Here is a 26839-nt window from a genome sequence, read left to right on the forward strand (position 1 = left end):
AATCATTAAACACAATAAACATTCAATTGTTTAAGTATTTATCCTGACATTCCATACGCAATTTTACTTAGGTCAAATCATGTAGGTACATTAAATACAAGTTTAAGTCAAAATAGTTGTTAAAACATCTAATATTTATTTTGGGGGAATGTGATAAATTGAAAAAGAAAGCAGTTTAAAAAATATATATTCAATAAAACCTTCTTTTTAATCAGTAAATTCTGTAAAAAAGCTCGTTTTCTAAATTTTTTGATATTTAATTTGGCATAATTGATATGTAAGCTTTAAGGTAATTTGATTGTTAATAAATTCAATTGGCTAATTAATTAGGCTCTTAGGAGTAATTTAAATTAACAGGTTCACCCTCTTGATCGGAATCATCAAATGTTTATTGTCTATCTGTGAAATGTGTAACTATTAGTCTGAATTCTGTAAAATAACTACCAGAAATTCCCATCACCTTTGTTTTGATTAAATGCCTCATTTGAGCATTAAATATTAAACAAAAACAGACATAAAAATTTATCTAATTGCCGTAATTATAGCCTTAATGGCTACTTCCGCACTACAAGCCCAACATATGAACATTGGTGTTAAAGGTGGATTTAACTTTTATAATGTTGTAAATGAAAATAATAGTGATAGCGAGTCACTTCCCGGCTTCAATGTAGGCTTAATCGGCCATTTTCATTTAAGCGATCAGTTCGCATTACAACCTGAATTGGTTTTTTCTACTCAGGGTTCCAAACTCTCAAATAATGGTGATGAGTCTCATTTAAATCTAAATTATTTAAACATACCCATATTAATTCAATATATGTTCGATAATGGTTTTCGAATTTTTGCTGGTCCCCAAGCAGGTATTTTGTTAAATGCTAAATCCTATACAAATAATACTGAAATTGATAGAACTAATGATTTTAACAACATGGAGATAGGGGCTAGTTTAGGTATGAGTTATATTAACCCTAATTCAAATTTTGGTATTGATGCACGCTATAATGTAGGCTTATCAGATATTTACGAAAACGATGCACAAGTAGCTTATAACCGAGGGATACAAATAGGCTTATTTTACCTTTTCAAACACAAATAATCAAGCCTATAAACTAATAATTTTGAAGGACTCCTTTTGGAAGTCCTTCTTTTTTTAAACTCTATTAATAAAATATAATATGAAAGCACCTTCAGCACCAAAAAAATTAACCTGGATACTCGGCCTTTCGGCAGGACTTTTAGGAATAATCGGCCATTATTTTAATGCAGACATTTTGACTCAATATAACTACGAGCTACTTCTGAGTGGCTTTATTGTATTAGCAATAGGCACGACATTTAGAGAAATTTAAATCAAACTCTATTATGTTAAAAACGATTTGTTTTTTCATCTCTTTTTTGATGATTAGCTCTCTTGCAGCGCAGGACAAAATAAAAGATAAGAATGTATCCAAAAATATGGAAATATCGGATGCAGAACTCATCATAAGATTTCAAAAACTAATTTCTGAAGATCATCAAAGGCTCATTCAAATGAAAAGTCGAAGCAAACAGCTTGAGCAAGAGATAGCCGGACTTACAAATCAATTTGAAAAGCTTGATTCTCAATTGGGTGTAGATGACTTCACCAATCAAAATGAAAAATTAAAACAAGTTTTAAGCTCACTTGATCTTCATCTTAGAAGTAATCAGATCATCTTGCAGCAAATCAATCTCGTTCAAAACAAAATTGAAAAGCAGAGGGAATTAATGGATTACATCACGACTGGTCAGGTTCCAATAAGTGAAGATTCTGTTATAAAAATGCTCTCTATTGCTGATACGGCTGTGCAAGTAGGAGCAAATTCTGAGACACAAAACAGAAAAGAACTCGCAGCCCTTCAGGACTTAAGAGTGCTTAAAGCAGAATTGACACATTCTAGAAATAATCTTTTTTTGGTAGATCAATTGATTAGAAATCATAATGATGATTTAGAATTAACAAAAATATTAACTAACGCAACAGCTGGCTTAAAACAACTTTTAGAAAAACAGACTCCAGAACCTGCCGTTAGGCGACATTTACATGAGGCCTCCAGAAGGTATACTCAGGATACATTGCTTTTGACTGCATTGAAGGCTAGAATACAAACACTGGAAGCATATAGACCTCCGATAGTTGAAGCAGTAAGCAAAGCCGAAGAAGAAGTTGACAGTGCAAAATCTGAACTGGAATTTCTCCAGAGCTCAATCGCCCCACATAGAGTGGTTTATTGGCTAAAGACCAATCTCCCTTCAATGGCAATTATCATTCTTGCTTTTTTTGTGATTTGGATTTTGAGTAGATGGGCCATTACTCTCATTCTCAACAAGTTCATAAAAAGTAGAAAAAATGCAGAAAGTGCTGATCGATTAGAAACTTTAAAGCTAGCTTCTGGAAGCATTATTACAATTCTAGTGGTGTTAATTGGATTTCTTGTGCTTTTGTCACAGATCGGGGTAGATCTTACCGTGGTTTTGGGAGGAGCAGCAGTTCTTTCCTTGGTGATTGCTTTAGGAGCACAAAGTTTGGTGAAAGACTATCTCTCTGGTTTTATTATTTTACTTGAAAACCAATACAGAGCGGGCAATGTTGTTAAAATTAATGATACTACAGGGGTGGTTGAAAATATGAGCTTAAGACTTACTGTTCTGAGAGATCTTGAAGGCATTACACACTTTATTCCTCATGGACACATTAATGATGTCAGTAATTTGACCCACCATTGGTCACGTGTTATGCTTGAGATTGGAGTCTCTTACAATGAAAATGTAGATAAGGTTATGACCGTTCTATTAGAGCTTGGTGCTGAAATGAAAGAGGACAAAGAATTTGGTCCACTTATCATTGGGGATATGGAAATGTTGGGCGTGGATAAATTTTGTGAATCTGCTGTTGTTATAAAGTTTTTGATAAAAACATGGCCACTAAAACAGTGGATTGTGAAACGAGAGTTGTTGAGAAGGATTAAAAATCATTTTGATGAACTCGGTATTGAAATACCATATCCACATTTAACGGTTTATCATCGGCAGTCTGAACAGCAATTGGAAAAAATAGCCGACAATACGCAAGAAAAGTAAAAAGAAAGCTAACACTATTTTAATTGAACAAAAGAGGATGCATAAAGCACCCTCTTTTTTTATGCCTTTTGTTAATCCTATTTTATTCGAATCCATTCTATTAAAGCAGTGAAATATGTAAGCTTTCGTATCTCTTGTGTAAAGATTAAGACTAACGCTATTCTCACCTTTGTGGAAGTTAATTTTACTTTAAGAAGAAATGAATAAATAATAATACCCCACCCTTGAAAGACTTGCCATGAAGGCGAGTTTTAAATTAAAATTTAAAAAAACAATTTAAACATATTCAAAAATGAATACGAGAAAAAAATGGTTTACTGCATCATTCCTTGCTCTAATTATGACGGCATTTATGATCAGTTGCGTGGATGAAAATGTGGAGCAGATTGGGATTTGTCCTGAAATAGTCTCCACCGATCCTGAAAATCTGGAAAATAGTGTAAATCTGGACCAGATGATAACAATTACCTTTAATGGCCCAATGGACCCAGCAACGATTTCAGAAGATGCCTTTACTTTAGAAAGTGGAAGCAATATAAATGGTCGTGTTATTGGCAATGTTGAGGTTTTTGGTACTACCTCTTATAATGAGGAAAATTATACCATGAGCTTTACTCCAGACAATTCATTGCTTGCTGAAACAAATTATACAGCAACTGTTGGAACCACTGTGAAAGATAAAGTGGGAAATGCTTTACCTATTAACTATGTATGGCAGTTTAACACTGGAAAGACTCCGGTTGTAATAGCAACTAATCCTGTGGATCAAGCTACAAATGTACCGTTAAATCAGGTGATCACTGTAAAATTCAATCAGGAAATGGATGCTGCAACAATTACTGCATCTTCTTTTATAGTAAGTGATGGAACAGAATCAATTTCTGGTCAAGTAGCTTATTCTGATAGTACTGCAAGCTTTACACCTGATGCTGAACTTACTGCTAACTTATTATATACTGCAACTATTACTACAACAGCTGGTAATACAGATGCAATATCATTAGTAGGCAACTATTCATGGGAATTTACTGCTGGAACAAAACCTGAAGTGATTGAAACCAATCCTTTAAATGAGGCAACAAATGTGGCTATTAATGCAGTGATAACTGCTGATTTTAGTCAGAATATGAACCCTTTAACGATTAATGCTTCGTCTTTTACTATTAGTGATGGCACAGACTTAATATCTGGTCAGATAGATTATTCTGGCGTTACTGCTAGTTTTATTCCTGAAAATGATTTGGTAGCCGGTGCAACTTATATGGCAACTATCACCAATGAAGCAAGTAGCGCTGACGGTGTTTCATTAGAAAGCAACTATACTTGGGAATTTACAACCGAAGATGCTGGTCTGTCTATAGTGGAAACAAATCCAATAGACCAATCTACAGATGTACCTCTTGAAGAAGAAATCACAGCCGAGTTCAGTGAGGAAATAGATCCTTTAACTATAACTTCCTCTTCATTTACAGTAAGTGATGGAACCAATTTAGTTTCTGGTCTAATTGAATATACTGGTGCTATAGCAAGCTTTATTCCTGATAATAATTTGATGTCAGGTACAACTTATACCGTTACCATTACAACAGATGTTGTAAGTAATACTGGTCTTTCTCTTGAAAATAATTTTGAATGGACTTTCAGTACTGTTGCTCCTGCAGGCCCAAGTGGGGTTGACTTACAATCAATCGCCACATACGGAATATTTGCTGGCGTAGGTATTAGTAATAATTCTGGTTTTAGTGAAATCCGTAATATGAATGTTGGGATAACTCCTGGAGTGCGTTCATCGATCACAGGTTTCCCTCCTGCAATAGTTGTAAATGGTGCGATTCATGCTTCGGATGATACTGAGCCTGCTGGTATTGCGGCTACATTACAACAAGCCAAAGATGACCTAGTTGAAGTTTATCTTTTTGTTGAAGGTGCGACTTCCCCTGCTCCAGCTACAGTAGCTGGTGACTTAGGTGGAACAACACTTGCTCCTGGTATTTATAAGTCAACCTCTACATTATTAATTCAATCTGGTGATCTCACTTTAGATGCTCAAGGAGATGTAAATGCGGTTTGGATTTTCCAAGTAGCCTCTGACTTTACTACAGTGGGTGGAGCTGGTGGAAACGTGATCCTTAGTGGAGGAGCACAATCCAAAAATGTTTACTGGCAAACTGGTAGTTCGGCAACAATTGGAGACGGTACTACTTTCAAAGGAAATATCTTGGCTCTTACATCAATTACAATGAATTCTGGAGCAGTTGCCGAAGGCAGAATGCTCGCTAGAAACGGGTCAGTTGTCATGACAGATACCAACATCATTGAAAAACCATAATCTTAAAAAAAGAATGTTAACTAAAATAAATTTAAAAGAGGGATCACGCAATGCGTGGTCTCTTTATAATCTGGTCATCAAAAGTGTGCTTTTTTGCTTCGTGATGATTACAGGAGCTTACTTGCCCCTTCAAGCGCAGGTTAAAGAATATACTAAACCTTCTTTATGGTTTGGTGTAGCTGGTGGTGGAAACTTCAACTTTTATAGAGGTACTACCCAAGAATTGAATGCGGATTTAACAACTCCAACTGCTTTTCGTCATGGTAATGGATTAGGATTATTTCTTGCTCCATCAATAGAATATTATAAACCAGGCTCAAAATTTGGGGTAATCTTTCAAGCAGGTTATGATAGTCGTAAAGGTACATTTGATCAGGTGGTTACGCCTTGTGATTGCCCAGCAGATTTAAAAACTAATCTAGGCTATATTACAGTAGAACCAAGTTTACGTTTTGCACCATTTAAATCAGGTTTTTATCTGTTTGGCGGTCCAAGATTGGCCTACAATTTATCAAAAGACTTCACCTATCAGCAAGGTGTAAATCCTAATTTTCCTAGTGAAGCAACTCCGGCTGCTGAAGAAGGCGAGTTTAGTGATGTTAAAAGTATGTTGCTCTCCATGCAAATTGGCGCTGGATATGATATAGAACTATCATCGCAAAATCGTCAAACACAATTTGTGCTTTCACCATTTGCTTCTTTTCATCCGTATTTTGGACAAAACCCAAGATCAATTGAAACATGGAACAATACGACTCTTAGAGCAGGTATCGTTTTAAAAATAGGCCGCGGTAAAGAAATTGATTCACCAAAAGAGGTCGCTTCAATAGTTCCGCTTGCTCCAGAGACCAACTTTTCAGTGGTTTCTCCGGAAAACATCCCGGTTGAGCGTAGGGTAAGAGAAACATTTCCTGTTCTTAATTATGTGTTCTTTGACTTAGGATCAACTGAAATACCTAAGCGTTATGTGATATTGAACAAAGATCAGGTTAAAAACTTTAAAGAAGACCAATTAGAGGTTTTTACGCCTAAGAATTTATCAGGTCGTTCAGCAAGACAAATGGTTGCTTACTATAATGTGTTGAATATACTTGGTGATCGTATGGGAAAGAATCCTTCTGCTGATATTACTTTAGTGGGTTCATCTGAAAAGGGTCCAGAAGACGCCAAAGAAATGGCAAATTCTATTAAGGATTACTTGGTAAACATTTTCGTAATCGACCCTTCAAGAATTAGTGTTGAAGGACGTACTAAAGCAGAAAATCCATCTGAGCAAATTGGTGGTGATAAAGAATTGAAGCTTCTTCGTCAAGAGGATCGTAGAGTTTCTATTGAAAGTAGTTCTCCTGCTTTACTTATGGAATTCCAAAGTGGTTCTAATGTGATGCTGAAACCAGTTGTTATTGAGGCTACTCAAGAAGCTCCAATTGACAGTTATATCACGTTCAACAATGGTGGTTCTGATAACGCATTCAAATCTTGGTATGTTGACGTGAAAGAAGAAGGAACTGGAAAAATGCAAAAATTCGGTCCATATACAAGAGAATCTGTAAGCATTCCTGGTAAATCAATTTTGGGAACTCAAGCTGAAGGCGATTATGTGGTGACGATGGTTGCTGAAACAAAAAATGGAGAAATTGTACGTAAAGATCAAAACGTTCACATGGTACTTTGGACACCAGATACAGACGAACAAGGTAAAAGATACAGCGTAGTTTATGGATTTAATGATTCAAGATCTACTGCAATGTATGAGAAATACCTTACTGAAATCGTAACTCCACAAATCCCTAAAGGGGGAACTGTAAGTATCCATGGATATACTGATGTTATCGGAAATGCAAACAATAACCTAGAGTTGTCAACTGCAAGAGCTGAAGATGTTAAGAAAATCATCTCAGCGGCATTAGCAAAATCTAAAAGGTCAGATGTCACTTTTAAAGTTTATGGCTTTGGTGAGAACCAAGACTTATCACAGTTTGAAAACAAACTTCCCGAAGAGCGTTTTTACAACAGAACTGTAATTATTGACATCTTTTCGAAATAAAGATCTTCATTAATAGGTTAAAAGAGGCTGCCATTTTGGTAGTCTTTTTTTTTGCTTAAATTTATTTGTGGCAAGTTTTTGCTCTTGGAAAACCAATATAAGGAGAGGGACTATACTCTGGAATGCGTTACAATTTCATTAAATTAAGACATATTTCTACAATTTAAATTTTTCGCATTAGCGAAAATCCATTTGTTTTCTATAGTTTCTTTTGTGGTTCAAAAGTAATATTTGTTAATTTTTACTATCGGTAGCACATTCCCACCACAAAAGAGTCAAAAGAACACAAAAGAAAATAACCTAGGTTATTTTTCAGCATTACAATAAAGAGGTATTTAAAAACTAAAAAGATTTCAGTTACTTTGGAATATGTAGAACCCCTGAATATATAGTAAAGCTTAACCATGCATAAAGGCATGGTCATCTAGTTTTAACTCCTTATTTCAATTTACTCTTCAATTCATTCAACTTCAGCAAAGCCTCCACTGGTGACATGGAATTGATGTCCAGCTTATCCAATAAATCTTTAATTTCAGTAAGCACAGGATCTGCTTCAAACATATTGAGTTGATAATTATTTTTGGGAACCTCATGCATTTTGCGGTTGGCTTTGTCCCTAATTTTATCCTTCTCCAAATGATGCATGATTTCATTGGCTCTCAACACCACAGGATTGGGCATCCCCGCTAAATGTGCCACATGAATACCAAAACTATGCTCACTTCCTCCTTTTTTCAGCTTTCGCAAAAAGATGATTTCTCCATCAATTTCCTTTACCGAAACATTATAATTTTTGATTCTTGGGAAATCATGGGGTAACTGATTCAACTCATGATAATGAGTCGCAAAAAGGGTTTTCGCTTTTGATTTCGGGTGATTATGTAAAAATTCGGCTATACTCCAGGCGATAGAAACGCCATCATAAGTACTGGTTCCTCGCCCGATTTCATCCATTAGTACCAAACTTCTGTCTGAAAGATTATTTAAAATGCTGGCGGTTTCCGTCATCTCCACCATAAAGGTTGATTCTCCTTTTGATAAATTATCGGAAGCACCAACTCTGGTGAAAACTTTATCCACTAACCCAATATCCGCTGATTTTGCTGGAACATAACATCCCATTTGTGCCATTAAAACAATTAAAGCAGTTTGCCTCAACAAAGCAGATTTACCCGCCATGTTAGGCCCGGTAATAATCATGATTTGCTGGCTCTCATTATCCAGGAACACATCATTCGGAATGTACTCTTCTCCATGAGGCAATTGCTGTTCGATTACCGGGTGTCGCCCTAATTTAATATCTAAAACGGTGCTTTCAGAAATCTGTGGTTTTACATAATCATTGGAGCGAGCTATTTCTGCAAAGCTGAGCAAGCAATCTACTTGCGCAATTATTCTTGCATTTTGCTGAATAGGGCTCACAAAATCCATGGCGTTTTGCAGTAGCGATTGAAATATTCTTTGCTCAATCACCACCATTTTATCTTCCGCTCCTAAGATTTTTTCCTCATATTCTTTCAGCTCCTCGGTGATGTATCTTTCCGCATTCACTAATGTCTGCTTTCGAATCCACTCCTGAGGTACTTTGTCCTTATGGGAATTGGTCACTTCTAAATAATAGCCAAACACTTTATTATAGGCTACTTTCAGAGAAGTAATACCCGTTTTCTCCATTTCTCGCTTTTGCAGTTGAAGCAAATAATCTTTTCCAGAGAAAGCAATTTTCTTTAATTCATCTAAATCATGATCTACTCCTTCTTTAATCAGGTTTCCTTGATTAGTATGCAAAGGAGCATCTTCCATGAGTTGTTCATCAATCAATTCATATAAATATTCACAAGGATTGATTTGATTGGATAGTTTTTTCAAGGCGGACTCCCCGGATTCTTCTAAAGCTTTTTTCAAAGGAGACATCAAACCCAAAGCCTTTTTCAATTGATTCAACTCTCTTGGGTTCACTCTGCCGACCGCCACTTTGGAAATCAATCTTTCCACATCTCCCATGGATTTCAAGGAAGTTCTTAGGCTTTCGGTCAAGTCATTATTTTTATGAAAAGCCTCCACGATTTGTAAGCGTTCTTCAATGACGGCTTTATCCTTCACAGGCAAAACCATCCACTTTTTTATTTGGCGGGAACCCATTGGGGTCAAGGTTTTATCCAGAATTTGAATAAGCGGAATTCCGCCTTCTTGCTGAGGATATACCAACTCCAGATTTCGGATGGTGAATTTATCCATCCATACATATTTCTCTTCTTCTATTCTTGAGATAGAGGCAATATGCTCAATTTTTTTGTGCTCTGTTTCTTCTAAATAATGAAGAATTGCACCGGCAGCAATAATTCCTTCTTCAAGAGATTCTATCCCAAAACCTTTTAAAGAATTGGTTTTGAATTGCTTGGTGAGTTTTTCGTAGGCAAAATCATAAGCATAAATCCAATCTTCCAGATGATGGATGTTATAATCATCAGAGAATTTTTGTGAGAATACATCTCTGGCTGATTTGGAATAAATAATTTCCGATGGCTGAAAACCTTGCAATAATTTATCAATATAGGAGGCATTTCCGGATGCAGTCATAAATTCGCCCGTGGAAATATCAAGGAAAGCGATTCCTAAAGCATTTTTTGAAAAGTGAATGGATGCCAGGTAATTGTTTCTTCCTGTTTCTAATACATTATCATCAAAACTAACACCTGGCGTGACCAATTCCGTAACCCCTCTTTTTACAATTCCCTTTACGGATTTGGGGTCTTCCAACTGATCACAAATGGCCACTCTATGTCCAGCACGAACCAATTTTGGCAAGTAATTATCCATTGCATGATGCGGAAAACCAGCCAATTCAATATGGGAAGCGGAGCCATTTGCTCTTTTGGTCAGGATAATATTGAGGACTTTACTCGCCTTCACGGCATCTTCCCCAAAAGTTTCATAAAAATCGCCCACACGAAACAGCAAAAGCGCACCAGGATATTTGGCTTTTATCTGATTATATTGTTTCATTAAAGGGGTTTCCTTTGCTTCTTGAGTCTTCGCCATGCTTTTAGGGAAATGTTCTTAGTTTTGCACTTCAAAGATGATAAAATATGAGGAAATTAGCCAATGAAGAATTAAATCGATTGGAAATTGATGAATTCAAAAAGGTCAAGAAAAACCCAATCGTTTTGGTGCTGGACAACGTCAGGAGCATGAATAATGTCGGTTCTGCCTTCAGAACAGGAGATGCATTTTTAATTGAAAAAATTTATTTGTGCGGCATTACAGCCCAGCCCCCTCATAGAGAAATCAATAAAACTGCTTTGGGCGCTACAGATACAGTGGAATGGAAGCATTTTGAAAACACACTTGATGCGGTGGAAGATTTAAAAAAAGATGGTTATCAGGTTTTAAGTGTTGAACAAGCAGAAAACAGTTTAAGCTTAGAAAATTTCACTCCTAAAACTGATGAAAAATATGCTTTCATTTTCGGAAATGAGGTATATGGAGTTGAGCAGGAAGTGGTCGATAAGAGTGATCATTGTTTGGAGATCCCGCAATTTGGCACCAAGCATTCTTTGAATATTTCTGTAAGTATTGGGGTGGTGCTTTGGCATTCGGTATTGAAAGGCCCGCTGGCCCCCTAACCCCCAAAGGGGGGAAACGCACGGATTGAGAATGGTAGTAAATAATAAATTTCATCAATCTTTTTTAGGTGTATCAATTGACACCCCTATAATCCCCTGAAGGGGATAGTTCTCTCGGATTTACTTTAGAATACTCATCCCCACCTTAAATAGAATGTGCCGCAGGCACTAGTATTCGTCACCAACGGGACGCTGGCGACAGGGTCAGTTTTTCATATCCTTCTATCGGGGCTCTTCTGCTAGCGTCCCGCTAGTGGAAATTACTTCCTCCTCCGGAGGATTTGTTGTATACTTTACAAGAGACATGAGTGTTATAGTTAACAAAAAGACAAATTTTCCTTTGCGAAACCTTAAAGGTTTACCGATAATTCGGTACAAGTAAGCGGCTTTGCGAGATTTTAGCCGTATCTTTGCAGCTTTAATTAAATAGCTTAAACATTGGCATACCAGTACTTAACCAAAGAAAATATACAAGGATTTATTCAATCTGCTTTGGCAGAAGATATCAGAGAAGGGGATCATTCTTCACTGGCATCTATTCCAGCTGGAACGCAAAATACTGCTCAATTAATTATTAAAGGAGATGGTATTTTGGCAGGCATGGAAATGGCTGAGCATATTTTTAAAGCAGTAGATGAAAATTTGAAAATTGAATTTTTCAAAAAGGATGGTGATAAAGTTAAAGCTGGAGAAATTGGCTTGAAAGTGCATGGCTCTGCTGTTTCTATTTTGAGTGCCGAACGATTGGTTTTGAATTGCTTGCAACGCATGAGTGGAATTGCCACCTATACGCACAATCTAAATGAATTAATTAGACATACTTCCGCTAAACTTTTGGATACTCGTAAGACTACTCCAAATTTTCGAATTGCAGAAAAATGGGCGGTGGCCATTGGTGGCGGACAAAATCATCGCTTCGGATTATTTGATATGGTAATGCTGAAAGACAACCATAATGATTTTGCCGGTGGAATTACGAAAGCGGTTCAATCTACTCGAGAATATTTAAAGCAAAATAATTTATCGCTTAGAATAGAAGTAGAAACCCGCAATTTGGATGAGGTGAAAGAAGCTTTAGCTGTTGGCGGGGTGGATGTGATTATGTTGGATAATATGGAGGTCCCAGAAATGAAAGCTGCCGTTGAGTTAATTAACGGAAAATGTGAAACGGAGGCATCAGGAGGAATTACGGAAGAGACCATAAAACCCATCGCAGAAACGGGCGTGGACTATATTTCAGTAGGAGCTTTAACGCATTCTTATAAAAGTTTGGACATGAGTTTGAAAGCTGTTTCCTGAAACCATAAAAATCGAATATATTTGCAATCCGTTTGGGGGAGCCCAAATTAATAAACAGATTTTACACAATTAATATTTTGCAGCAATGCTTGTTAAAACAAAAAAATATAAGCTGGATAACGGCACTTACATCAAAACAGGATTGAAGAATATCGTCAAAGAACAGTGGTGGGTATTTTTAATTGCCTTGGCTATTTGTTCAGGTTATGCCTGGATTCCCAACATTTGGTGGTTTATAGGTTCTTTTATCGCTTTACTATTATATTTCCTTTTTTGGCTCATTCAATTTGCCGGGGTAACGCAACTGGATCAATATAAAATTCTTTTTGAGCGATTATCTTATGAAATCAGTTCGCAGCAAATTTTAATAAAATTAAATGCTAAGCAAGGCATGCCCATTAAGTGGGATCAAATTAAAAATGCCAAAGTAGGGAAAAAAGCTTTTACATTAGTGCTTTCCAAAGCACAGTTTGTGTACCTTCCGTATAAGGTATTTAAAACAGAGAATGAAAAGAAATTTGTGGAAACCATATTGAAAAGGAAGGAATTGATTAAATAGATTCTACTAAGCAATTACAGATAAGTTTTAGTAATTCGCTGGATTTCAGAATCAAACAATTGACTTTTTTGTAATAAAAATTAGAATCTTATAATCATGACCGCAATAAAAAAACTTGCCATATTAGCTTCCGGATCAGGGAGCAATGCAGAAAAAATCATCCAGTATTTCAAGAGCAATAAAGAAATTGAAATCGTAGGGATTTTAACTAACAATGAAAATGCAGGCGTGACAGCCAGAGCGGAAAAAGCAGGTATTGCTTATCATGTATTTTCCAAATCGGAATTTGAAGATGGCGCCCCGGTTTTGGATTTTCTAAAATCCCATGAAGTAGATGTGGTGGTTTTGGCAGGTTTCCTTTTAAAAATTTCTCCTAAAATAACATCTCAATATCCTGATAGAATTATCAATATTCATCCGGCTCTTTTACCAAAATATGGTGGAAAAGGAATGTACGGACATTATGTGCATGAAGCAGTGATCAACAATCAGGAAACTGAAAGTGGCATCACCATTCATTTGGTGAATGATGAGTATGATGAAGGGGAAATTATCTTCCAGGCGAAATGCAGCATCCATCCGCAAATGGGTTCTAAGCAACTCAGCGCGAAAGTGCAGCAGTTGGAGCACCAACATTATCCTAAAGTTATTGAGGATTTTGTGGGGAAGCTTGATTAAAGCTTAATCAAATCTTTCAATAGCATTATTAAGAAATTATCTAAAACCCATTTTCAATCATCAAAATCGAGGTTTTTCGGGCTTTCTGGTTTATTGTCTGATGTGGATTTTACATTTGGCGACTCAATAACTTCAAATTTAATATCATCAATCCAAATAATCCCCGTGCCATTGATCAAAAAGCCGTAACTCAATCTCCCGCTCTCCGGTGGCACAGGGAGGATTATTTCATGTTTTTTCCAATCCGTATCGCCAACAATAGGTCTGTCTGACATATTATCAAACCTCAGTCTTTTTCTCTCGTTTTTTGAATCAACTCTTAACCACATGCCAGCGCGATTAAAGACATCTTCAGATTTAATATAAGCAGACATTTTTACCTTTTTTCCTAAATATTTACTTGCATCAGCGGATTGCATGATCGTTCCAAAGCCTTCGATATTCTCTTCTTTTGATTCAAGAAATGCACTACTTTCGCCAGTCACATACTCCGATTTGTCTACCCCAATTGAATAGCTATAGGGCTTGCTTCCTCTTAAAACCCATCCTTCGATATTTTGAGCTTTACGTTCATTTTCTTTGGTATAAAAATATCCTACTACCACTAAAAGTATAAGGACTAAAAACACAGATAATTTTTTCATAGTACTTGATCTTAATTTTTCTTGCATAGAACTTGGAAGTTTTGGGAGTCGACTTTTTGAAGTTGAGTACTTTCTGGAAGCATCATCAAATGAATGATTTGGATCAAAACCTAAATTTGATAGAATTACTTTAACAGTATGGCTTCGTGGAGTTACTTCTGCTGATTCAGTTCTTTGAATCGTTCTTAAACTTAGATTACAGATCTCAGCAAGCTCACCTTGAGTTAGCCCTTTGTTTAGTCTTAACTCTAAAATTTTTTTTCCTAATTCTGGTTGGTTCATGATTTGTCGATTCCGTGCAAGAATATGACTATCTTATATAAACTGCAATAAATCAATATGTCATTGATATGTCATTAATGCGTCAAGTAGTCAGATACTAAAATTAAAAGGTTTTTGAAGTTTAAAATTAATGATTTAAAGGTGATATCTCACCTCAAATAATTCATCCAAAATATTAAACTTAAATATATCCATATCCCAGTAAAGAAAAAATGAACTAGAGTTTCAAAGGGTTTTCCTTTCCATAATTTGGAAGAATATCCGAAAAACTGAGTTAAGAGGCGTAAGCTCCAAAAAATGGCAAGCCCAAGTGAAACAGTCTTGCCTAGCTTTGTTTCTACTAGATCTGAAGATGAAGTCAGACAAAGTAAGCCCATTAAGAAAACCACAAGTGCGATGAAAAAGGTATGAACCGTCATCATCTGTCTGTTTATTAAAGACAATGGCTTTAAATCTTCTTTCCATTTGAAATATTTTGGAAAAATTAGGTGAACGAATGCCAGAGCCACAAGTAAAATTCCGATAATCTGAAAATGGATTTGCATAGCATTAAGGACGACAAGTAAATATAGACATGAATGGGGTGAACTTGCTTTCTTCAAAGGAAGAAAAACCTGCTTCTTTAAATGCTTTTTCCCATGCTTTTCTTGAGAAAAAGTGAGTAACGCCAATGGTAAATGCCAAAAAATTGGGGAAATCTCTTAAGTGCTCAACTGTAATAACCTCTCCATTTGGCTTGCAAATTCTGTGGCATTCCTTCAAAAAGGCTACTTTTTCTTTATGCGATCGGATTTCATGAGCTGCAGAAAGTAAAAAAATAAGATCTGCCGATTGATCATCTAAAGGAATTTCGTCAGACTTTATTTGAAGTGTATCAGGATATACCATGCTGACTTTTCTTGCTCTAACTATTGCAGGTTCTGTGTGTTGCTTTGCATTGTAGAAATCAAAAACTTTTAAAGTGGCCTCTGGGAAATTGTTTTTGAGTATAAAACTCGTTTCATCAAAACCTGCATTGATGTTTACTATTTGTCTTGGTTTTTGATCTGTTAAATCGAGTTTTTTCAACCATTTGAAATCGTAATAACCTGAAAAATCATAAACGTATGCAGAAACAACCAATGGCATAATAAGTCCATAAAGAAAAGTAGCCACTACTATCCAAATCCAAAAATCTGGGACTTTAAAAAACATCAACCCAGCTAGAGTTGTGGCTAAAACAATTAATCCTATGACATAAAAATGACGGTTAAAGCTTAAAATATTGAGAACGCCCTGAAATTTTCGTCTTTTTATTTCCATTGCTCTACTTTTCCTTTTTTCCAGTAATAGGGAATATTGCTCACAACAAAAGCATTCGCAAGATGGATATCTTTAAATCCTTTTTCCTCAATAAAGCCTACTTCTGCTTTTTGAATTTCTAGCGGTTGTGGTTTCCAGTTCTGTCTGACACCTTCAATAATTAAGACTTCTTTTTTCTCCTCATTATAAGTAAAGGTAAAGGGCAATGGACCGGCAAATCGTCTGGCTTCTTTCCAATCGCTAAAAGGTGAGTTTGCAGGTAATTTAATATCCTGATTGGTGGAATTAACCACAACATCTAAACCGGATTTTTTAGAGTGAATGGTAAGTTGGTCATCCTCCTTTTTATAGCTGATATCTGTAGTGGTGTAATTGTAATGCGTAAAAATATTTCCGAAGAACGCCATCTTCTTTTTATTGGTTTCAGATTTCAAAATATATAAGCCTCTTAATCGCTTTCCTCTTTTATCGGTATAGCGCACAAACACTCGAAAACCAATTAGAAAGAAATCGTTACCCAAAAATTTAGGAATTCCTTTAGGCCTTAAGCCTTTTGTATTCACCATGGCTACCGCAACAAAAGCCCATTTGTCATCAAAAGTATCCAGCTCTAAGCATTCCGGGATCAAGTCCTGCAATTCTTCTTTAGCAATTGCATAAGACAGCACAATGGAGTTTTCGAAATAGGTTTCAACTGCAAAAGGATGGTTTTTTAGAAAATTCATGATGTGGTCTGCGGATTTAACTTTTTGTTCAATACAAATTCGTTATAATAAACAATACCTATAAATAGAAAAGCAAAAATTATATTAAACCTTCTCCAAAGTAAAAGCTCAGGGACAAGTATAAATTCTATAAGATTCATAGTTGCTACGATGATTATTTGAGCAATGGCATTCAACTTCGATTTGAATTTAGTTATAACCCAAATTGTCATTATTATTTCAGAAATTCCTATTAAAATGGTAAACAATCTTGAATTTTCATCACCCAAGATTCTTGCAACTATTTGCTCATGCCTTGGAACAAAATTGAGGACTTTGCAAACAAGTCCGTTTATTAGCCAGACTAAGGCTATTAAGAAGGTTAAGGTTTTATGGAGGGTTTTGGGGATCAAGCTGTTACTATCTAGGAAGCCACATTGTAGTAACTTCTTCATTGACAAAGCTAAATTTACAAATTGTTATACACAATCCATTGAATTAGAGTTTTAAATAATTCGTTTTTGTTGTAGTTTAATTGTATTATTAATACTTGGCATTAAACTTAATTTAAATTACTAAAGCATGCTTTCTATCCGCCATTTCCTCTACACACTTTCCTCTATACTGTTGTTAAGTATAGCTACTGGATGTTCCGACTCAAACAAAGACTCTAATGATTCAGATACCTTCATATTTGGTAAGAATGTTCTCGTTTTTGACGATTCTATGGATTTGGATAGTATAAAAATGACGCTTGAAGCCTTACACGAGCAACAAAAATATAATGAGTTTGGCTCAGAACGTTATGCTCTATTATTCAAACCCGGAACCTATGATTTAGATGTGACGGTCGATTATTATGTTCAGGCACTTGGTTTAGGAAGATATCCTGAGGATGTTACCATCAATGGAGCAGTACAATCCACCTCATCTACAAATGACAATAAGGTGACCACTATGTTTTGGCGTGGTGCCGAGAATTTCAAAGTAGTCCCGAAGGATGGCGAAATGATTTATTGGGCGGTTTCACAAGCCGCTCCTTACCGAAGAATGCATGTTTCAGGGGATATAAATTTTGATAAAGGAAGTTGGGCAAGTGGTGGTGTTCTTGCCAATTCTATTGTGGAAGGCAGGGCTGGTTTAACCACAGGACAGCAGTGGATGACAAGAAATTCAAGCATTGGTTCATGGGAAGGTGGAAACTGGAACAGGGTGTTTGTTGGAGTGAAAGGTGCTCCGAATGATAAATGGCCTGCTCAACCCACAACCGTAATTGACAAAACACCAATAATTCGTGAAAAACCGTTTTTGACTTATACAGAATCGGGTGATTATGCGGTATTTGTTCCTGCTTTGCTTCGAGATACTTCTGGTCCTTCATGGATAAATCGTGATGAGAAGGGTGAGCTAATACCCATAGCTGATTTTCACATCGCTTTTCCCGATAAAGATAATTCCACTTCCATTAATAAAGCCTTAGCTGATGGTAAGCATATTTTGTTTACACCAGGAATCTACGAACTAGATGAAACCCTTAGCATCACAAATCCTAATACTGTAATCTTTGGCCTTGGATTACCGACACTTATTCCTCAAAATGGAGTGATTGCGGTGGCTACTCATGATGTCCATGGAGTAAAATTAGCAGGTTTTATGGTAGATGCGGGTCCTGAACTATCTCCAAGCCTGATTCAAATTGGAACAGAGGATTCTGATGAGGATTTTTCTGATAATCCCATTTCTCTTCATGATATCTATTGCCGAGTTGGGGGTGCGGTAGTTGGTCAAGCCGAAGCCACCGTGACTATCAATAGCAATTATGTAATTGGCGATCATTTTTGGTTATGGCGAGCCGATCACGGTATTGGAACTGAATGGATGGATGGACAAAATAAGCACGGCCTTGTTGTAAATGGGGATCATGTCACAATCTACGGCTTGTTTAATGAGCACTTCCAAGGATATCAAACGCTCTGGAATGGAGAATACGGCAGAACTTATTTTTACCAATCTGAAATTCCCTATTCGCCACCCAGCTTAGAGGTTTGGAATGTTAATGGAAAGCCTGGCTATGCTTCTTATAAAGTTGCGGATAGCGTTGAAAATCACAATGCCTATGGCTTGGGAATTTATAGCTTTTTTCGTGGTGAGCCAACTATTTCTAATAATGTCAGATTAGAAAATGCAATGGAAGTCCCTGACAATTCAGGCATAGTAATCACACATATCTCAACCTTCGCTGGACTCAATGGAGGTATCAATCATTCCATTAATGGATTGGGCGAATCCACCGAAGTGGGCGAACTAAAACTTTATGATGGATTTAAAGGGAAAGAATAGTGTGGGGTTTTCTTTATCAAGTTATTATGCCTAGCATTCCGCTGTCAACATTTCAGATATATTTTTATTATCAAATATAAAAACTTCAAAATTAAAACCTTAGTAAATCTAGAACTTCTCTATAAGCTATGAAATTTGATTTTAAAAAAAACGTTTCAGGTAATCCCTGAAACGCTCTTTAATATTTAGCTTAAAACAACTATGCTTAGTCAGGCTTTAAAAAGAATAACCAATCCCGATTGAAGGCACGGTGAAAGAAGGTTTCTTTCCAAATATTAAATCCATACCATAAATCACAGCATTTCCTATGGCCATTTCCACTAAATCATCAGAAGCAAAGCCTAAAAGAGTAGTAGAGTTAAAACCTACTTGAAAAAACATACCATGCGAAGGTTTTTGGAAACGGTAATGCATACCAAATGTACTTGTTGGGATACCATAATTCCTTGTCTCTTCTTGTCTGTTTGAATACCATTGTCCATAGTAACCAGCCCAGCCAAAGCCCATTACAAACAAATGACTTTTCCTACCAACCAACATATTAAATTCAAAGCTGGCATTCGCAAGTTTTAATTCATTATACTGTGGAAACTGAAAATAAAATCCACCAATTTTAGCCGCAACATTTATAAGTCCGTTTTTTGTAATAATTCGCTCATAATTAAAAGAAGCAGGAATAGAAGGGCCTAAAACATTAAGGTATAAAGTGTTTCTACTAAATTTTTCGCCCTTAATTCTCATCTCCTCATTCGATGCTTGAGCCTTTGTAGATGTTGTAGTTTGAGGCCTTGTAATTGTTGACGTTTCCTTAGTTGTTTTTGGCTTTACAGATATTTTTGTCTGAGCTTGTACCTGTGTAGCCAAAAAACCAAGCACCAAAACGATAGTAAATAATTTCTTCATAGCACTAAATTATGGATTTAGATTTGTCAGTTTATCAAATTGAGTGCCAATTATTCTTTTTTTAAGTGGCGGACTGAATAATATAATGTTGCCAATCAAATATTATGATGGTTTGATCGTTTAATTAAATTAAACAAATTTGATATAAATATTTTAATATTTATTTAATTATTTTGTTTTTTGAACTGATTTCCACAAAATATTTGATAAATTTTTCTCCAGTTAAATAAAAAAAGCACTTCAGACAATCTGAAGTGCTTTGTAAATAGGTCTTGTAATTTATCCCGTTTATTTCAATCCGGCTCTTTCTAGCAGTGCCTCTATTTTAGGCTCCCTTCCCCTGAATCTTTTGTATAATTCCATTGGGTGTTCACTTCCTCCTTTTGAAAGGATGTTGTCTTTAAAAGATTGTGCGACTTCTTTATTGAAGATGCCTTTTTCCTTAAATAAAGAGAACGCATCTGCATCCAATACTTCTGCCCATTTGTAGCTATAGTAACCTGAGGCATAGCCACCAGAAAAAATGTGGCCAAATTGGGTGCTCATTAATGTGCCTTTCACTTTCGGGAATAATTTTGTGGGTGCCATGGCTTTTTCTTCAAAGTCGGCTACATTTTCAATATTTTTAGCTTCTTCTCTGTCCAAACTGAAATACCCCATATCCAAAAGTGCTAAACTAACTTGCCTCACGGTGGCGTAGGCTTCATGATAAGTGCTGCTGGCTTTTATTTTTTCAACATATTCCTGCGGAATCTTTTCGCCTGTTTCAAAATGCTTCGCAAATAAATCGAGGCATTCCTTTTCATAACACCAATTTTCAAAAATCTGGGAAGGCAGTTCCACGAAATCCCAATAAACATTGGCTCCGGACAAGCTGCCGTAGCGGCTGTTTCCTAACATGGCATGCAAGGCATGACCAAATTCATGGAATAGAGTCGTTACTTCATTGAAAGTCAATAAGCTCGGATTGCCCGGTGAAGATGGCGTGAAATTACAGACATTGGAAACCAAGGGTCTGAATTCTTCTCCGTTTTTTCGGTATTGATCCCGATAAGTGGTCATCCATGCGCCTCCTCTTTTTCCTTCTCTCGGGTGAAAATCTGCATAGAAAATGGCCACATGTTCACCTGAAGTGGTGCTTACTTCATAGGTGGTTACATCTTCATGGTAAACTGGAATATTTTTAACTTCTTTAAATCGAATATCATATAATTTTTCAGCCGATTGGAAAACGCCATCTAGCACATTTTCCAATTTGAAATAAGGTCTTAGCAATTCATCGTCAATAGCATATTTTTTCTTTTTCAGCTTTTCAGAATAATAACCCCAATCCCAACGCTGTAAATCAATATCTTCTCCCAGTTCTTTTACGAATGATTTTATTTCGGCTACCTCTTCTTTCGCTTTTGGTAGAGCTTGTTTCAAGAGGTCATCCAAAAATTTCTGTACTTTATCCTTACTTTCCGCCATTCTTTCTTCCAACACATAATCTGCATAAGAATCATAGCCTAAAAGACTGACTTTCTCACTTCTCAGATTTACGATTTCCTGAATAATGACTTTATTATTGCGCTCATCATTTTTATTGGCTTTGGACATAAATGCCTTATAAAGCTCTTCCCTCAATGAGCGATTATCTGCATTTTCCATAAATGGAACAAAGCTTGGAGCTTGCAAAGTGAAAACCCATTTTCCTTCTTTGCCTTTTGCTTTAGCTATATTCGCAGCTTGTCGAATAGCAGAATCGGGCAATCCGCTCAAATCTTTTTCATCTGATATCACCAATTCATAATCATTGGTCTCTGCCAGTACATTTTCACCAAAAGTAAGGCTCTGCTGTGAAAGCTTTTTGGTGATTTCCTTAAATCGGGCTTTATCTTTTTCATTCAGATCAGCTCCGTTTCGGATAAAGGCTTTATAGGTTTTGGTCAACAACATTGCTTGCTCATTGTCGAGCTCCAACTGATCTTTTTGATTATAAACAGTTTTTACACGTTCAAATAAATCAGCATTTTGCCAGATGTCATTTCCAAATTCTGATAAGATGGGAGAAGCCTCTCTGGCTACTTCTTGAATTTTTTTATTGGTTTCCGCGCTGTTGAGGTTGAATAAAATGGAAGTTACCGAGCTTAATTTTTCACCTGCTAATTCCATTGCTTCCAAAGTATTTTCAAAAGTAGGCGCTGAACTTTGTGAGGTGATATCCTCAATTTCTTGCTTGGCTTCTTTAATGGCAACTTCTATAGCCGGCATAAAATACTCGGACTTTATTTTATCAAATGGTGGTGTTTGATGGGGAGTATCAAAGTTTTTTAATAATGGGTTATCCATAAATATATTTTCTTGTTAGAATTTCGAATGCAAACTTAAGTTGTTTATTACGGAATTGGGGGATGAGAAGATTAAATTATAGGGATTGATTTAATGTTTTTCCTCTTGCATTTGTGAAAACAAGTCTGCACATGCTGTCAGAAATTCAAAACTAATATATGAGTATTATTTTCGCTAAAGCGAAAAACCTTTTGTTTTCTTTTGTCTCTTTTGTGGTTAAATAATTATGTTTTTTAGTCCCATTATAGGTAGCACTTTTCCACCACAAAAGTAACAAGAGAACTCAAAAGAAAATAACCAAGGTTATTTTTTGAGGATTTCAGTAAATGACTCGTGTTTAAAATTTCATTAATCAACTTGAGTTTCTACTTCGACAATTTCTTTTTTATGGTTCGGATAATGGCTCCCAAAACAGGAATGTTTTCGTAGAACAGCTCCCCGGTATCAAAATAATCTCTTTGTCTGATTATTTTATCTTCAATTATTAGGACTGAAATACCTGATGCTTTCACATTCTTTTTCGGTCTTTTTAATTTGAGATTCATTTCCCAGCTTAAATAGGCTTTATTGTCAACAATGGATTCATCGGTAAATAGAAATGAACCTTCAATTAGATTTTCATTTAGTTTGTTGAAGTATGCTTTGAGATTTTCAATTCCATGAATTTCGTGAATTGGGTCTTTTAAAACTATATGATCTGAATAGATTTCATTCAGAACAGAATTATTTGTGAAATCTATTTGTGAGAAGTAATTCTTAAACTTTTCAAGGATTATAGCTTTCATGATTATTTGGTTAAAGGAAGTCCTTAGATTAGAGCTATTTACTATAAATCTAACAAAATTAATTTAAAGATTAGTGCAAGAAATTTTACTCCTTAACCAATAACCACTCAATTAAATCATCATTATCCACTATGCTCCAGGAATGGGGATGCCTTGAATTGTTTGGTTTTCGATACCCTTTGTTTTCTGTTAAAATAAGATCTGCTTTCTCGTTTCCTAGTCTATTGAGCTCATTAATAAAGGCTGAACATTCGGTAACATTCATACTAGTTAAATCTGCATCTCTTTTTTTTAGCCACCATTGAACATCGGGTTCTGAATAAATTCTGAGTGGTATATTCCCAAATTTTTTAACTGCTGATTGGGCGGTATCGGAAAATGAATAAGGAGAAATTTTATGGAAATTGGATAATGCTGTGTTGGGTGTTCCATCGAATACTTCTTCTATTCTCTTCACCATATAAACATTTTCTTGGCTGGGTTCTTTATCAACGGAAAGCCTAATATCTCTTTTGCTAGAATTATAAAATCGTTCAAAATCTAAAGGTGGGTCAATTCCAAAGACCGCCTTTGGTTTTACGGTTGCATTTTGTGCATATTTTATGGCAGCGCTTCCGCCAATTGAAAATCCCCCGATATAAAAGTTTTGTCCTTCGAGATAATGTGTGTTTTTTACATCCTGAATTATATTCTCCAATGATTTTTGGCTTGAATTGTCCACACCAAAAGATAGCACACCATCTTGCAAAGTTGGGATAATGGTAAGCAATCCATTTTGGGCTGTTAGTTTTGGTAAATTGGTTTGCTCTAAAACTCTTTCAGCATTTTGTCCAAAGCCTGGGAGAATTATAATGTATCCTTTCCAGTCTTGCTCTGCTGGGTAAATTATGGTGTAGCAATTTCTAGAAGAGTCGTTTTTATCGAGATATACTTTCTCCATTTCCTGTCCACATAAATTGGTCAGAATGAAAAGGGTTAAGATGGATAGTATAAGTTTCAATTTTGGTGAATTAGTTATTCCACTACTCTTTCAAATTTGAACGATTTAAGTTTATTAGTCACCACAATTTCATAAGCTCCTTTTTCTAAGGCAAGATGAGCGTTTTCTTTTTTATCCTCTATTTCCGTAATATCCATTGGAACCGCCATATTAATATCTTCTCCTTTTTTGTAAGCCAAAACCATAACCGGAAACTCAATTGGAATATCCTTTAATTCTAGTGAAATATTTTTGTTTCCATTTTCAAATAACCAATTAGGTCTACCATCAACGTAATCAGTATTTGGATGCAGAACTGCAATGTCAGCCCAAGCTTCATCCTTTTCATACTTTAATGGATTATCATCTTTATCTATCAAAACAGACGATTCTTTAATATCAAGTGCCTTTAAAAGTGGGTGGTTATATTCTGCTTTACTTCTTTCGCTATATTCAACTTGATTTATCGTTAATGGATTGATGCCTGTATATTCAGTCAATCTTCCAGCCATTGCTTTTTCCCATCCGCTATAATTCCCCTCCATCAGATGAGCAAAACCACAATGAATTAGAAATTTTTCGTTTGGTTTTGATTCAATTACTTTCTGTATGTTTTTAGCTTGTCCAATTTCTCTATTTTTTCCAAAATCAGTTCCAAGTCTTTCATAGGCAAATACTTCATAACCAATCTCTATTGCATCTCTTATCAAATCTCCAAATTGAGGGTCTTGAGTATAATAGCCTGTTTTTTGAACAGGGTATCCGCGTCTATTAAGTGCTGAATCGAGATTGTTCCCAATATCTAAAGCTTCTAAGCCGAGATTTTTGTACCCATTATCGAATAGTCTTTGAAGCAGTGATTTAGTAAAAGCTCTATGCATGGAATTATGATGCGCTTCATTAATCATCACCACCTGATTTTTCTGAGCCTCTTGAATAATATATTCCGTTGCATTTACAACAGAATATTTTGAATTGATAGAATCAATTTCTGATTTTGTGTAATTCCTATCTTGAGTTGGCATTCCCATATCCCAGTGAATTAAGGCATTTTTATAATCTCCTTTTTTAGCAAAGTCAGCAGCTGAAATTTGATATTTCCACGGAATAGTATCCGTTAGTATTTGCTCTTCTATTTCAGAAGAAAATTTATAGTCTGTGGAAAAATCAATTTGTTGAATTTCTCTTTCTGTACAGGAAACCAATAAATAAATGCTTATTAATAGTGCGATTGATTGTTTCATAATTTTGTAAACTTTAAGCTTTTTCACTTTTAAATCCATCGAAAAATAATTTACAATCTAACCAAAAAATTAGTTATTTTAAAATGGTCAAAAAAATAGCGTCAGTTTCCCAACGCTATTTTTAATATTTTATTTACAAATGGCGCAAGCAACAATAGCGCAAGCGTCTACTTGTGCTAAAGTTTTATTTCCTACTATAATTCGGTGCTTCTCTCGTTACATGCACATCATGCGGATGACTTTCGGCTACTCCTGCTGCGGTGATTTTTACAAATTTCGCTTCTTTCAATTGTTCAAGGTTTCCTGCTCCGCAATATCCCATTCCAGCTTTTAGCCCGCCTATCATTTGGTGCAATACTTCAGAAACCAATCCTTTAAAAGGAACTCTACCAGTAATTCCTTCTGGCACTAATTTTTTGATATCATCTTCTGCATCCTGAAAATAACGATCTTTACTTCCCATATTCATAGCTTCTACAGAACCCATGCCTCGGTAAGATTTGAATTTTCTTCCTTCAAATAAAATCATTTCGCCTGGTGCTTCTTCTGTTCCCGCTAAAAGCGAACCAATCATGACGCTATCAGCACCACCGGCTAAAGCTTTCACTATATCACCGGAAAAACGAATACCGCCATCGGCAATAATTGGAACTCCAGTATCTTTTATAGCTTTATAAGTTTCATAAACTGCTGATAATTGCGGTGCTCCCACTCCAGCTACTACTCTTGTGGTACAAATACTTCCTGGACCAACACCCACTTTTACGGCATCTGCTCCAGCTGCCACCAATGCTTTGGCTGCTTCTGGTGTAGCAATATTTCCTACTATCATTTCCAAATCAGGATATGCCTTTTTGATTCGGGTTGCGGTATCAATCACTCCTTTACTGTGCCCGTGAGCAGTATCAATGGTCACCACGTCTACTCCGGCCTTCACCAAGGCATCAATTCTCTCTTCGATGTCTCCTGTAACTCCAACTGCTGCGCCTACTCTCAGCCTTCCGAATTCATCTTTACAAGCATTGGGTTTATCTCTTTTTTTAAGGATATCTTTATAAGTAATCAAGCCCATTAAAATTCCCGATTTATTAATGATCGGCAATTTCTCGATTTTGTGCTCCTGCAATACTTCTTCAGCACCTTCCAAATTAATGCCCTCTTCTGCGGTAATTAAATTACCGCTGGTCATTACTTTTTCTACCGATACTTTTCCGTCTTTCTGGAATCTTAAATCACGGTTGGTCACAATGCCTAATAATTTCTTATCGGAATCTACTACCGGAATACCTCCGATTTTATTTTCCCTCATAATTTTTAAAGCATCTCCTACTGTGCTGTCGATATGCAAAGTGATAGGATCTAAAATCATCCCACTTTGAGACCGCTTCACTTTTCTAACCTCCATCGCTTGTTGCTCAATGGTCATATTTTTATGAATAAATCCAAGACCACCTTCTAATGCAATAGCAATAGCCAAATGATGTTCCGTTACAGTATCCATCGCAGAGGAAACCAAAGGAATGTTAAGCGTTATATTTCTGGTTAATTTTGTGGAAGTGTCAGTGTCTCTCGGTAAAACTTCTGAATATCCAGGAAGCAATAATACGTCATCGTATGTTAAAGCCTCGTAAACGAATTTGGATGTGTCTAAGCTCATAATGCAAATAATTAGCTGTGATTATTTGCAG

General features: G+C 36.1%; 20 protein-coding genes. 9 read left to right on the forward strand and 11 right to left on the reverse strand.

What is annotated here, in order from left to right:
* Window positions 1-541 precede the first annotated feature (541 nt).
* The 4 genes from QYS49_RS03400 (at window position 542) to QYS49_RS03415 (ending at window position 7475) form a co-directional block, all read left to right on the forward strand.
* Window positions 542-1096 (forward strand): porin family protein, encoded by a 555-nt coding sequence (locus QYS49_RS03400; RefSeq protein WP_308351567.1) that lies wholly within the window; start codon window positions 542-544, stop codon window positions 1094-1096.
* Between the two features lie 302 nt (window positions 1097-1398).
* Entirely contained in the window at window positions 1399-3099 is a 1701-nt protein-coding gene (locus tag QYS49_RS03405) for a mechanosensitive ion channel family protein (protein ID WP_308350233.1), read from the forward strand.
* A 292-nt stretch (window positions 3100-3391) separates the two neighbouring features.
* Window positions 3392-5428: an Ig-like domain-containing protein gene (locus QYS49_RS03410; RefSeq protein ID WP_308350234.1), complete on the forward strand. Its 2037-nt coding sequence runs from the start codon at window positions 3392-3394 to the stop codon at window positions 5426-5428.
* 13 nt (window positions 5429-5441) lie between these two features.
* Window positions 5442-7475, forward strand: a complete 2034-nt coding sequence (locus QYS49_RS03415) for an outer membrane beta-barrel protein (protein WP_308350235.1) — start codon at window positions 5442-5444, stop codon at window positions 7473-7475.
* Between the two features lie 438 nt (window positions 7476-7913).
* Here the strand turns inward: QYS49_RS03415 and mutS are convergent, their stop codons facing one another.
* The gene (gene mutS, locus QYS49_RS03420; RefSeq protein ID WP_308350236.1) at window positions 7914-10517 is read right to left on the reverse strand and encodes a DNA mismatch repair protein MutS; all 2604 of its coding nucleotides are present in this window, start codon (window positions 10515-10517) and stop codon (window positions 7914-7916) included.
* 47 nt (window positions 10518-10564) lie between these two features.
* Here mutS and QYS49_RS03425 point away from each other — a divergent pair, with 47 nt between their 5' ends.
* The 4 genes from QYS49_RS03425 to purN all read left to right on the forward strand — a co-directional run bounded on the left by QYS49_RS03425 (window position 10565) and on the right by purN (window position 13637).
* Window positions 10565-11101 carry an RNA methyltransferase gene (locus QYS49_RS03425; RefSeq protein ID WP_308350237.1) on the forward strand — a complete coding sequence of 179 codons (537 nt, stop codon included), beginning with the start codon at window positions 10565-10567 and terminating at the stop codon, window positions 11099-11101.
* Between the two features lie 438 nt (window positions 11102-11539).
* Window positions 11540-12400, forward strand: a complete 861-nt coding sequence (nadC, locus tag QYS49_RS03430; RefSeq protein ID WP_308350238.1) for a carboxylating nicotinate-nucleotide diphosphorylase — start codon at window positions 11540-11542, stop codon at window positions 12398-12400.
* 85 nt (window positions 12401-12485) lie between these two features.
* Window positions 12486-12959: a YcxB family protein gene (locus tag QYS49_RS03435; protein ID WP_013454478.1), complete on the forward strand. Its 474-nt coding sequence runs from the start codon at window positions 12486-12488 to the stop codon at window positions 12957-12959.
* Window positions 12960-13055: 96 nt separating this feature from the next.
* The gene (purN, locus tag QYS49_RS03440; RefSeq protein ID WP_308350239.1) at window positions 13056-13637 is read left to right on the forward strand and encodes a phosphoribosylglycinamide formyltransferase; all 582 of its coding nucleotides are present in this window, start codon (window positions 13056-13058) and stop codon (window positions 13635-13637) included.
* 53 nt (window positions 13638-13690) lie between these two features.
* Here purN and QYS49_RS03445 read toward each other — a convergent pair whose 3' ends face one another.
* From QYS49_RS03445 to QYS49_RS03460, 4 genes are all read right to left on the reverse strand, one after another.
* A complete protein-coding gene (locus QYS49_RS03445) occupies window positions 13691-14563 on the reverse strand; it encodes a helix-turn-helix domain-containing protein (RefSeq protein WP_308350240.1) in 873 nt (290 codons plus the stop codon).
* 549 nt (window positions 14564-15112) lie between these two features.
* Window positions 15113-15865: a class I SAM-dependent methyltransferase gene (locus QYS49_RS03450; protein ID WP_308350241.1), complete on the reverse strand. Its 753-nt coding sequence runs from the start codon at window positions 15863-15865 to the stop codon at window positions 15113-15115.
* Entirely contained in the window at window positions 15856-16590 is a 735-nt protein-coding gene (locus tag QYS49_RS03455) for a DUF2071 domain-containing protein (protein WP_308350242.1), read from the reverse strand. The genes QYS49_RS03450 and QYS49_RS03455 overlap by 10 nt, the downstream gene beginning before the upstream one ends.
* Window positions 16587-17024 carry a DoxX-like family protein gene (locus tag QYS49_RS03460; protein ID WP_308350243.1) on the reverse strand — a complete coding sequence of 146 codons (438 nt, stop codon included), beginning with the start codon at window positions 17022-17024 and terminating at the stop codon, window positions 16587-16589. Before QYS49_RS03460 ends, QYS49_RS03455 begins: the two co-directional genes overlap by 4 nt.
* Window positions 17025-17151: 127 nt before the next feature.
* On the opposite strand from QYS49_RS03460, the gene QYS49_RS03465 reads away from it, so the two are divergent.
* The gene (locus tag QYS49_RS03465; protein WP_308350244.1) at window positions 17152-18909 is read left to right on the forward strand and encodes a pectate lyase-like domain-containing protein; all 1758 of its coding nucleotides are present in this window, start codon (window positions 17152-17154) and stop codon (window positions 18907-18909) included.
* A gap of 216 nt (window positions 18910-19125) precedes the next feature.
* On the opposite strand, the gene QYS49_RS03470 is transcribed toward QYS49_RS03465, so the two are convergent.
* The 6 genes from QYS49_RS03470 to guaB form a co-directional block, all read right to left on the reverse strand.
* Window positions 19126-19812: a hypothetical protein gene (locus tag QYS49_RS03470; protein WP_308350245.1), complete on the reverse strand. Its 687-nt coding sequence runs from the start codon at window positions 19810-19812 to the stop codon at window positions 19126-19128.
* A 288-nt stretch (window positions 19813-20100) separates the two neighbouring features.
* A complete protein-coding gene (locus QYS49_RS03475; protein ID WP_308350246.1) occupies window positions 20101-22143 on the reverse strand; it encodes a M3 family metallopeptidase in 2043 nt (680 codons plus the stop codon).
* A 365-nt stretch (window positions 22144-22508) separates the two neighbouring features.
* The gene (locus QYS49_RS03480; protein ID WP_308350247.1) at window positions 22509-22928 is read right to left on the reverse strand and encodes a nuclear transport factor 2 family protein; all 420 of its coding nucleotides are present in this window, start codon (window positions 22926-22928) and stop codon (window positions 22509-22511) included.
* 85 nt (window positions 22929-23013) lie between these two features.
* Window positions 23014-23928, reverse strand: coding sequence for a hypothetical protein (locus tag QYS49_RS03485; protein WP_308350248.1), 915 nt, complete (start codon window positions 23926-23928; stop codon window positions 23014-23016).
* Window positions 23929-23942: 14 nt separating this feature from the next.
* Window positions 23943-25151, reverse strand: a complete 1209-nt coding sequence (locus QYS49_RS03490; protein WP_308350249.1) for a hypothetical protein — start codon at window positions 25149-25151, stop codon at window positions 23943-23945.
* A 184-nt stretch (window positions 25152-25335) separates the two neighbouring features.
* Complete coding sequence (gene guaB, locus QYS49_RS03495; protein WP_308350250.1) at window positions 25336-26808, reverse strand: IMP dehydrogenase; 1473 nt, start codon at window positions 26806-26808, stop codon at window positions 25336-25338.
* Window positions 26809-26839: the final 31 nt, after the last annotated feature.

The sequence above is a fragment of the Marivirga salinae genome (assembly GCF_030503855.1).
In the GTDB taxonomy this organism is placed as follows: Bacteria; Bacteroidota; Bacteroidia; order Cytophagales; family Cyclobacteriaceae; genus Marivirga; species Marivirga salinarum.

Coding starts and splice junctions, on each gene's coding strand:
- QYS49_RS03405 (WP_308350233.1), top strand. CDS start 1,399: ATGATTAGCTCTCTTGCAGCGCAGGACAAAATAAAAGATAAGAATGTA.
- QYS49_RS03410 (WP_308350234.1), top strand. CDS start 3,392: ATGAATACGAGAAAAAAATGGTTTACTGCATCATTCCTTGCTCTAATT.
- QYS49_RS03415 (WP_308350235.1), top strand. CDS start 5,442: ATGTTAACTAAAATAAATTTAAAAGAGGGATCACGCAATGCGTGGTCT.
- mutS (WP_308350236.1), bottom strand. CDS start 10,517: ATGGCGAAGACTCAAGAAGCAAAGGAAACCCCTTTAATGAAACAATAT.
- QYS49_RS03425 (WP_308350237.1), top strand. CDS start 10,565: ATGAGGAAATTAGCCAATGAAGAATTAAATCGATTGGAAATTGATGAA.
- QYS49_RS03435 (WP_013454478.1), top strand. CDS start 12,486: ATGCTTGTTAAAACAAAAAAATATAAGCTGGATAACGGCACTTACATC.
- purN (WP_308350239.1), top strand. CDS start 13,056: ATGACCGCAATAAAAAAACTTGCCATATTAGCTTCCGGATCAGGGAGC.
- QYS49_RS03445 (WP_308350240.1), bottom strand. CDS start 14,563: ATGAACCAACCAGAATTAGGAAAAAAAATTTTAGAGTTAAGACTAAAC.
- QYS49_RS03450 (WP_308350241.1), bottom strand. CDS start 15,865: ATGGAAATAAAAAGACGAAAATTTCAGGGCGTTCTCAATATTTTAAGC.
- QYS49_RS03455 (WP_308350242.1), bottom strand. CDS start 16,590: ATGAATTTTCTAAAAAACCATCCTTTTGCAGTTGAAACCTATTTCGAA.
- QYS49_RS03460 (WP_308350243.1), bottom strand. CDS start 17,024: ATGAAGAAGTTACTACAATGTGGCTTCCTAGATAGTAACAGCTTGATC.
- QYS49_RS03465 (WP_308350244.1), top strand. CDS start 17,152: ATGCTTTCTATCCGCCATTTCCTCTACACACTTTCCTCTATACTGTTG.
- QYS49_RS03470 (WP_308350245.1), bottom strand. CDS start 19,812: ATGAAGAAATTATTTACTATCGTTTTGGTGCTTGGTTTTTTGGCTACA.
- QYS49_RS03475 (WP_308350246.1), bottom strand. CDS start 22,143: ATGGATAACCCATTATTAAAAAACTTTGATACTCCCCATCAAACACCA.
- QYS49_RS03480 (WP_308350247.1), bottom strand. CDS start 22,928: ATGAAAGCTATAATCCTTGAAAAGTTTAAGAATTACTTCTCACAAATA.
- QYS49_RS03490 (WP_308350249.1), bottom strand. CDS start 25,151: ATGAAACAATCAATCGCACTATTAATAAGCATTTATTTATTGGTTTCC.
- guaB (WP_308350250.1), bottom strand. CDS start 26,808: ATGAGCTTAGACACATCCAAATTCGTTTACGAGGCTTTAACATACGAT.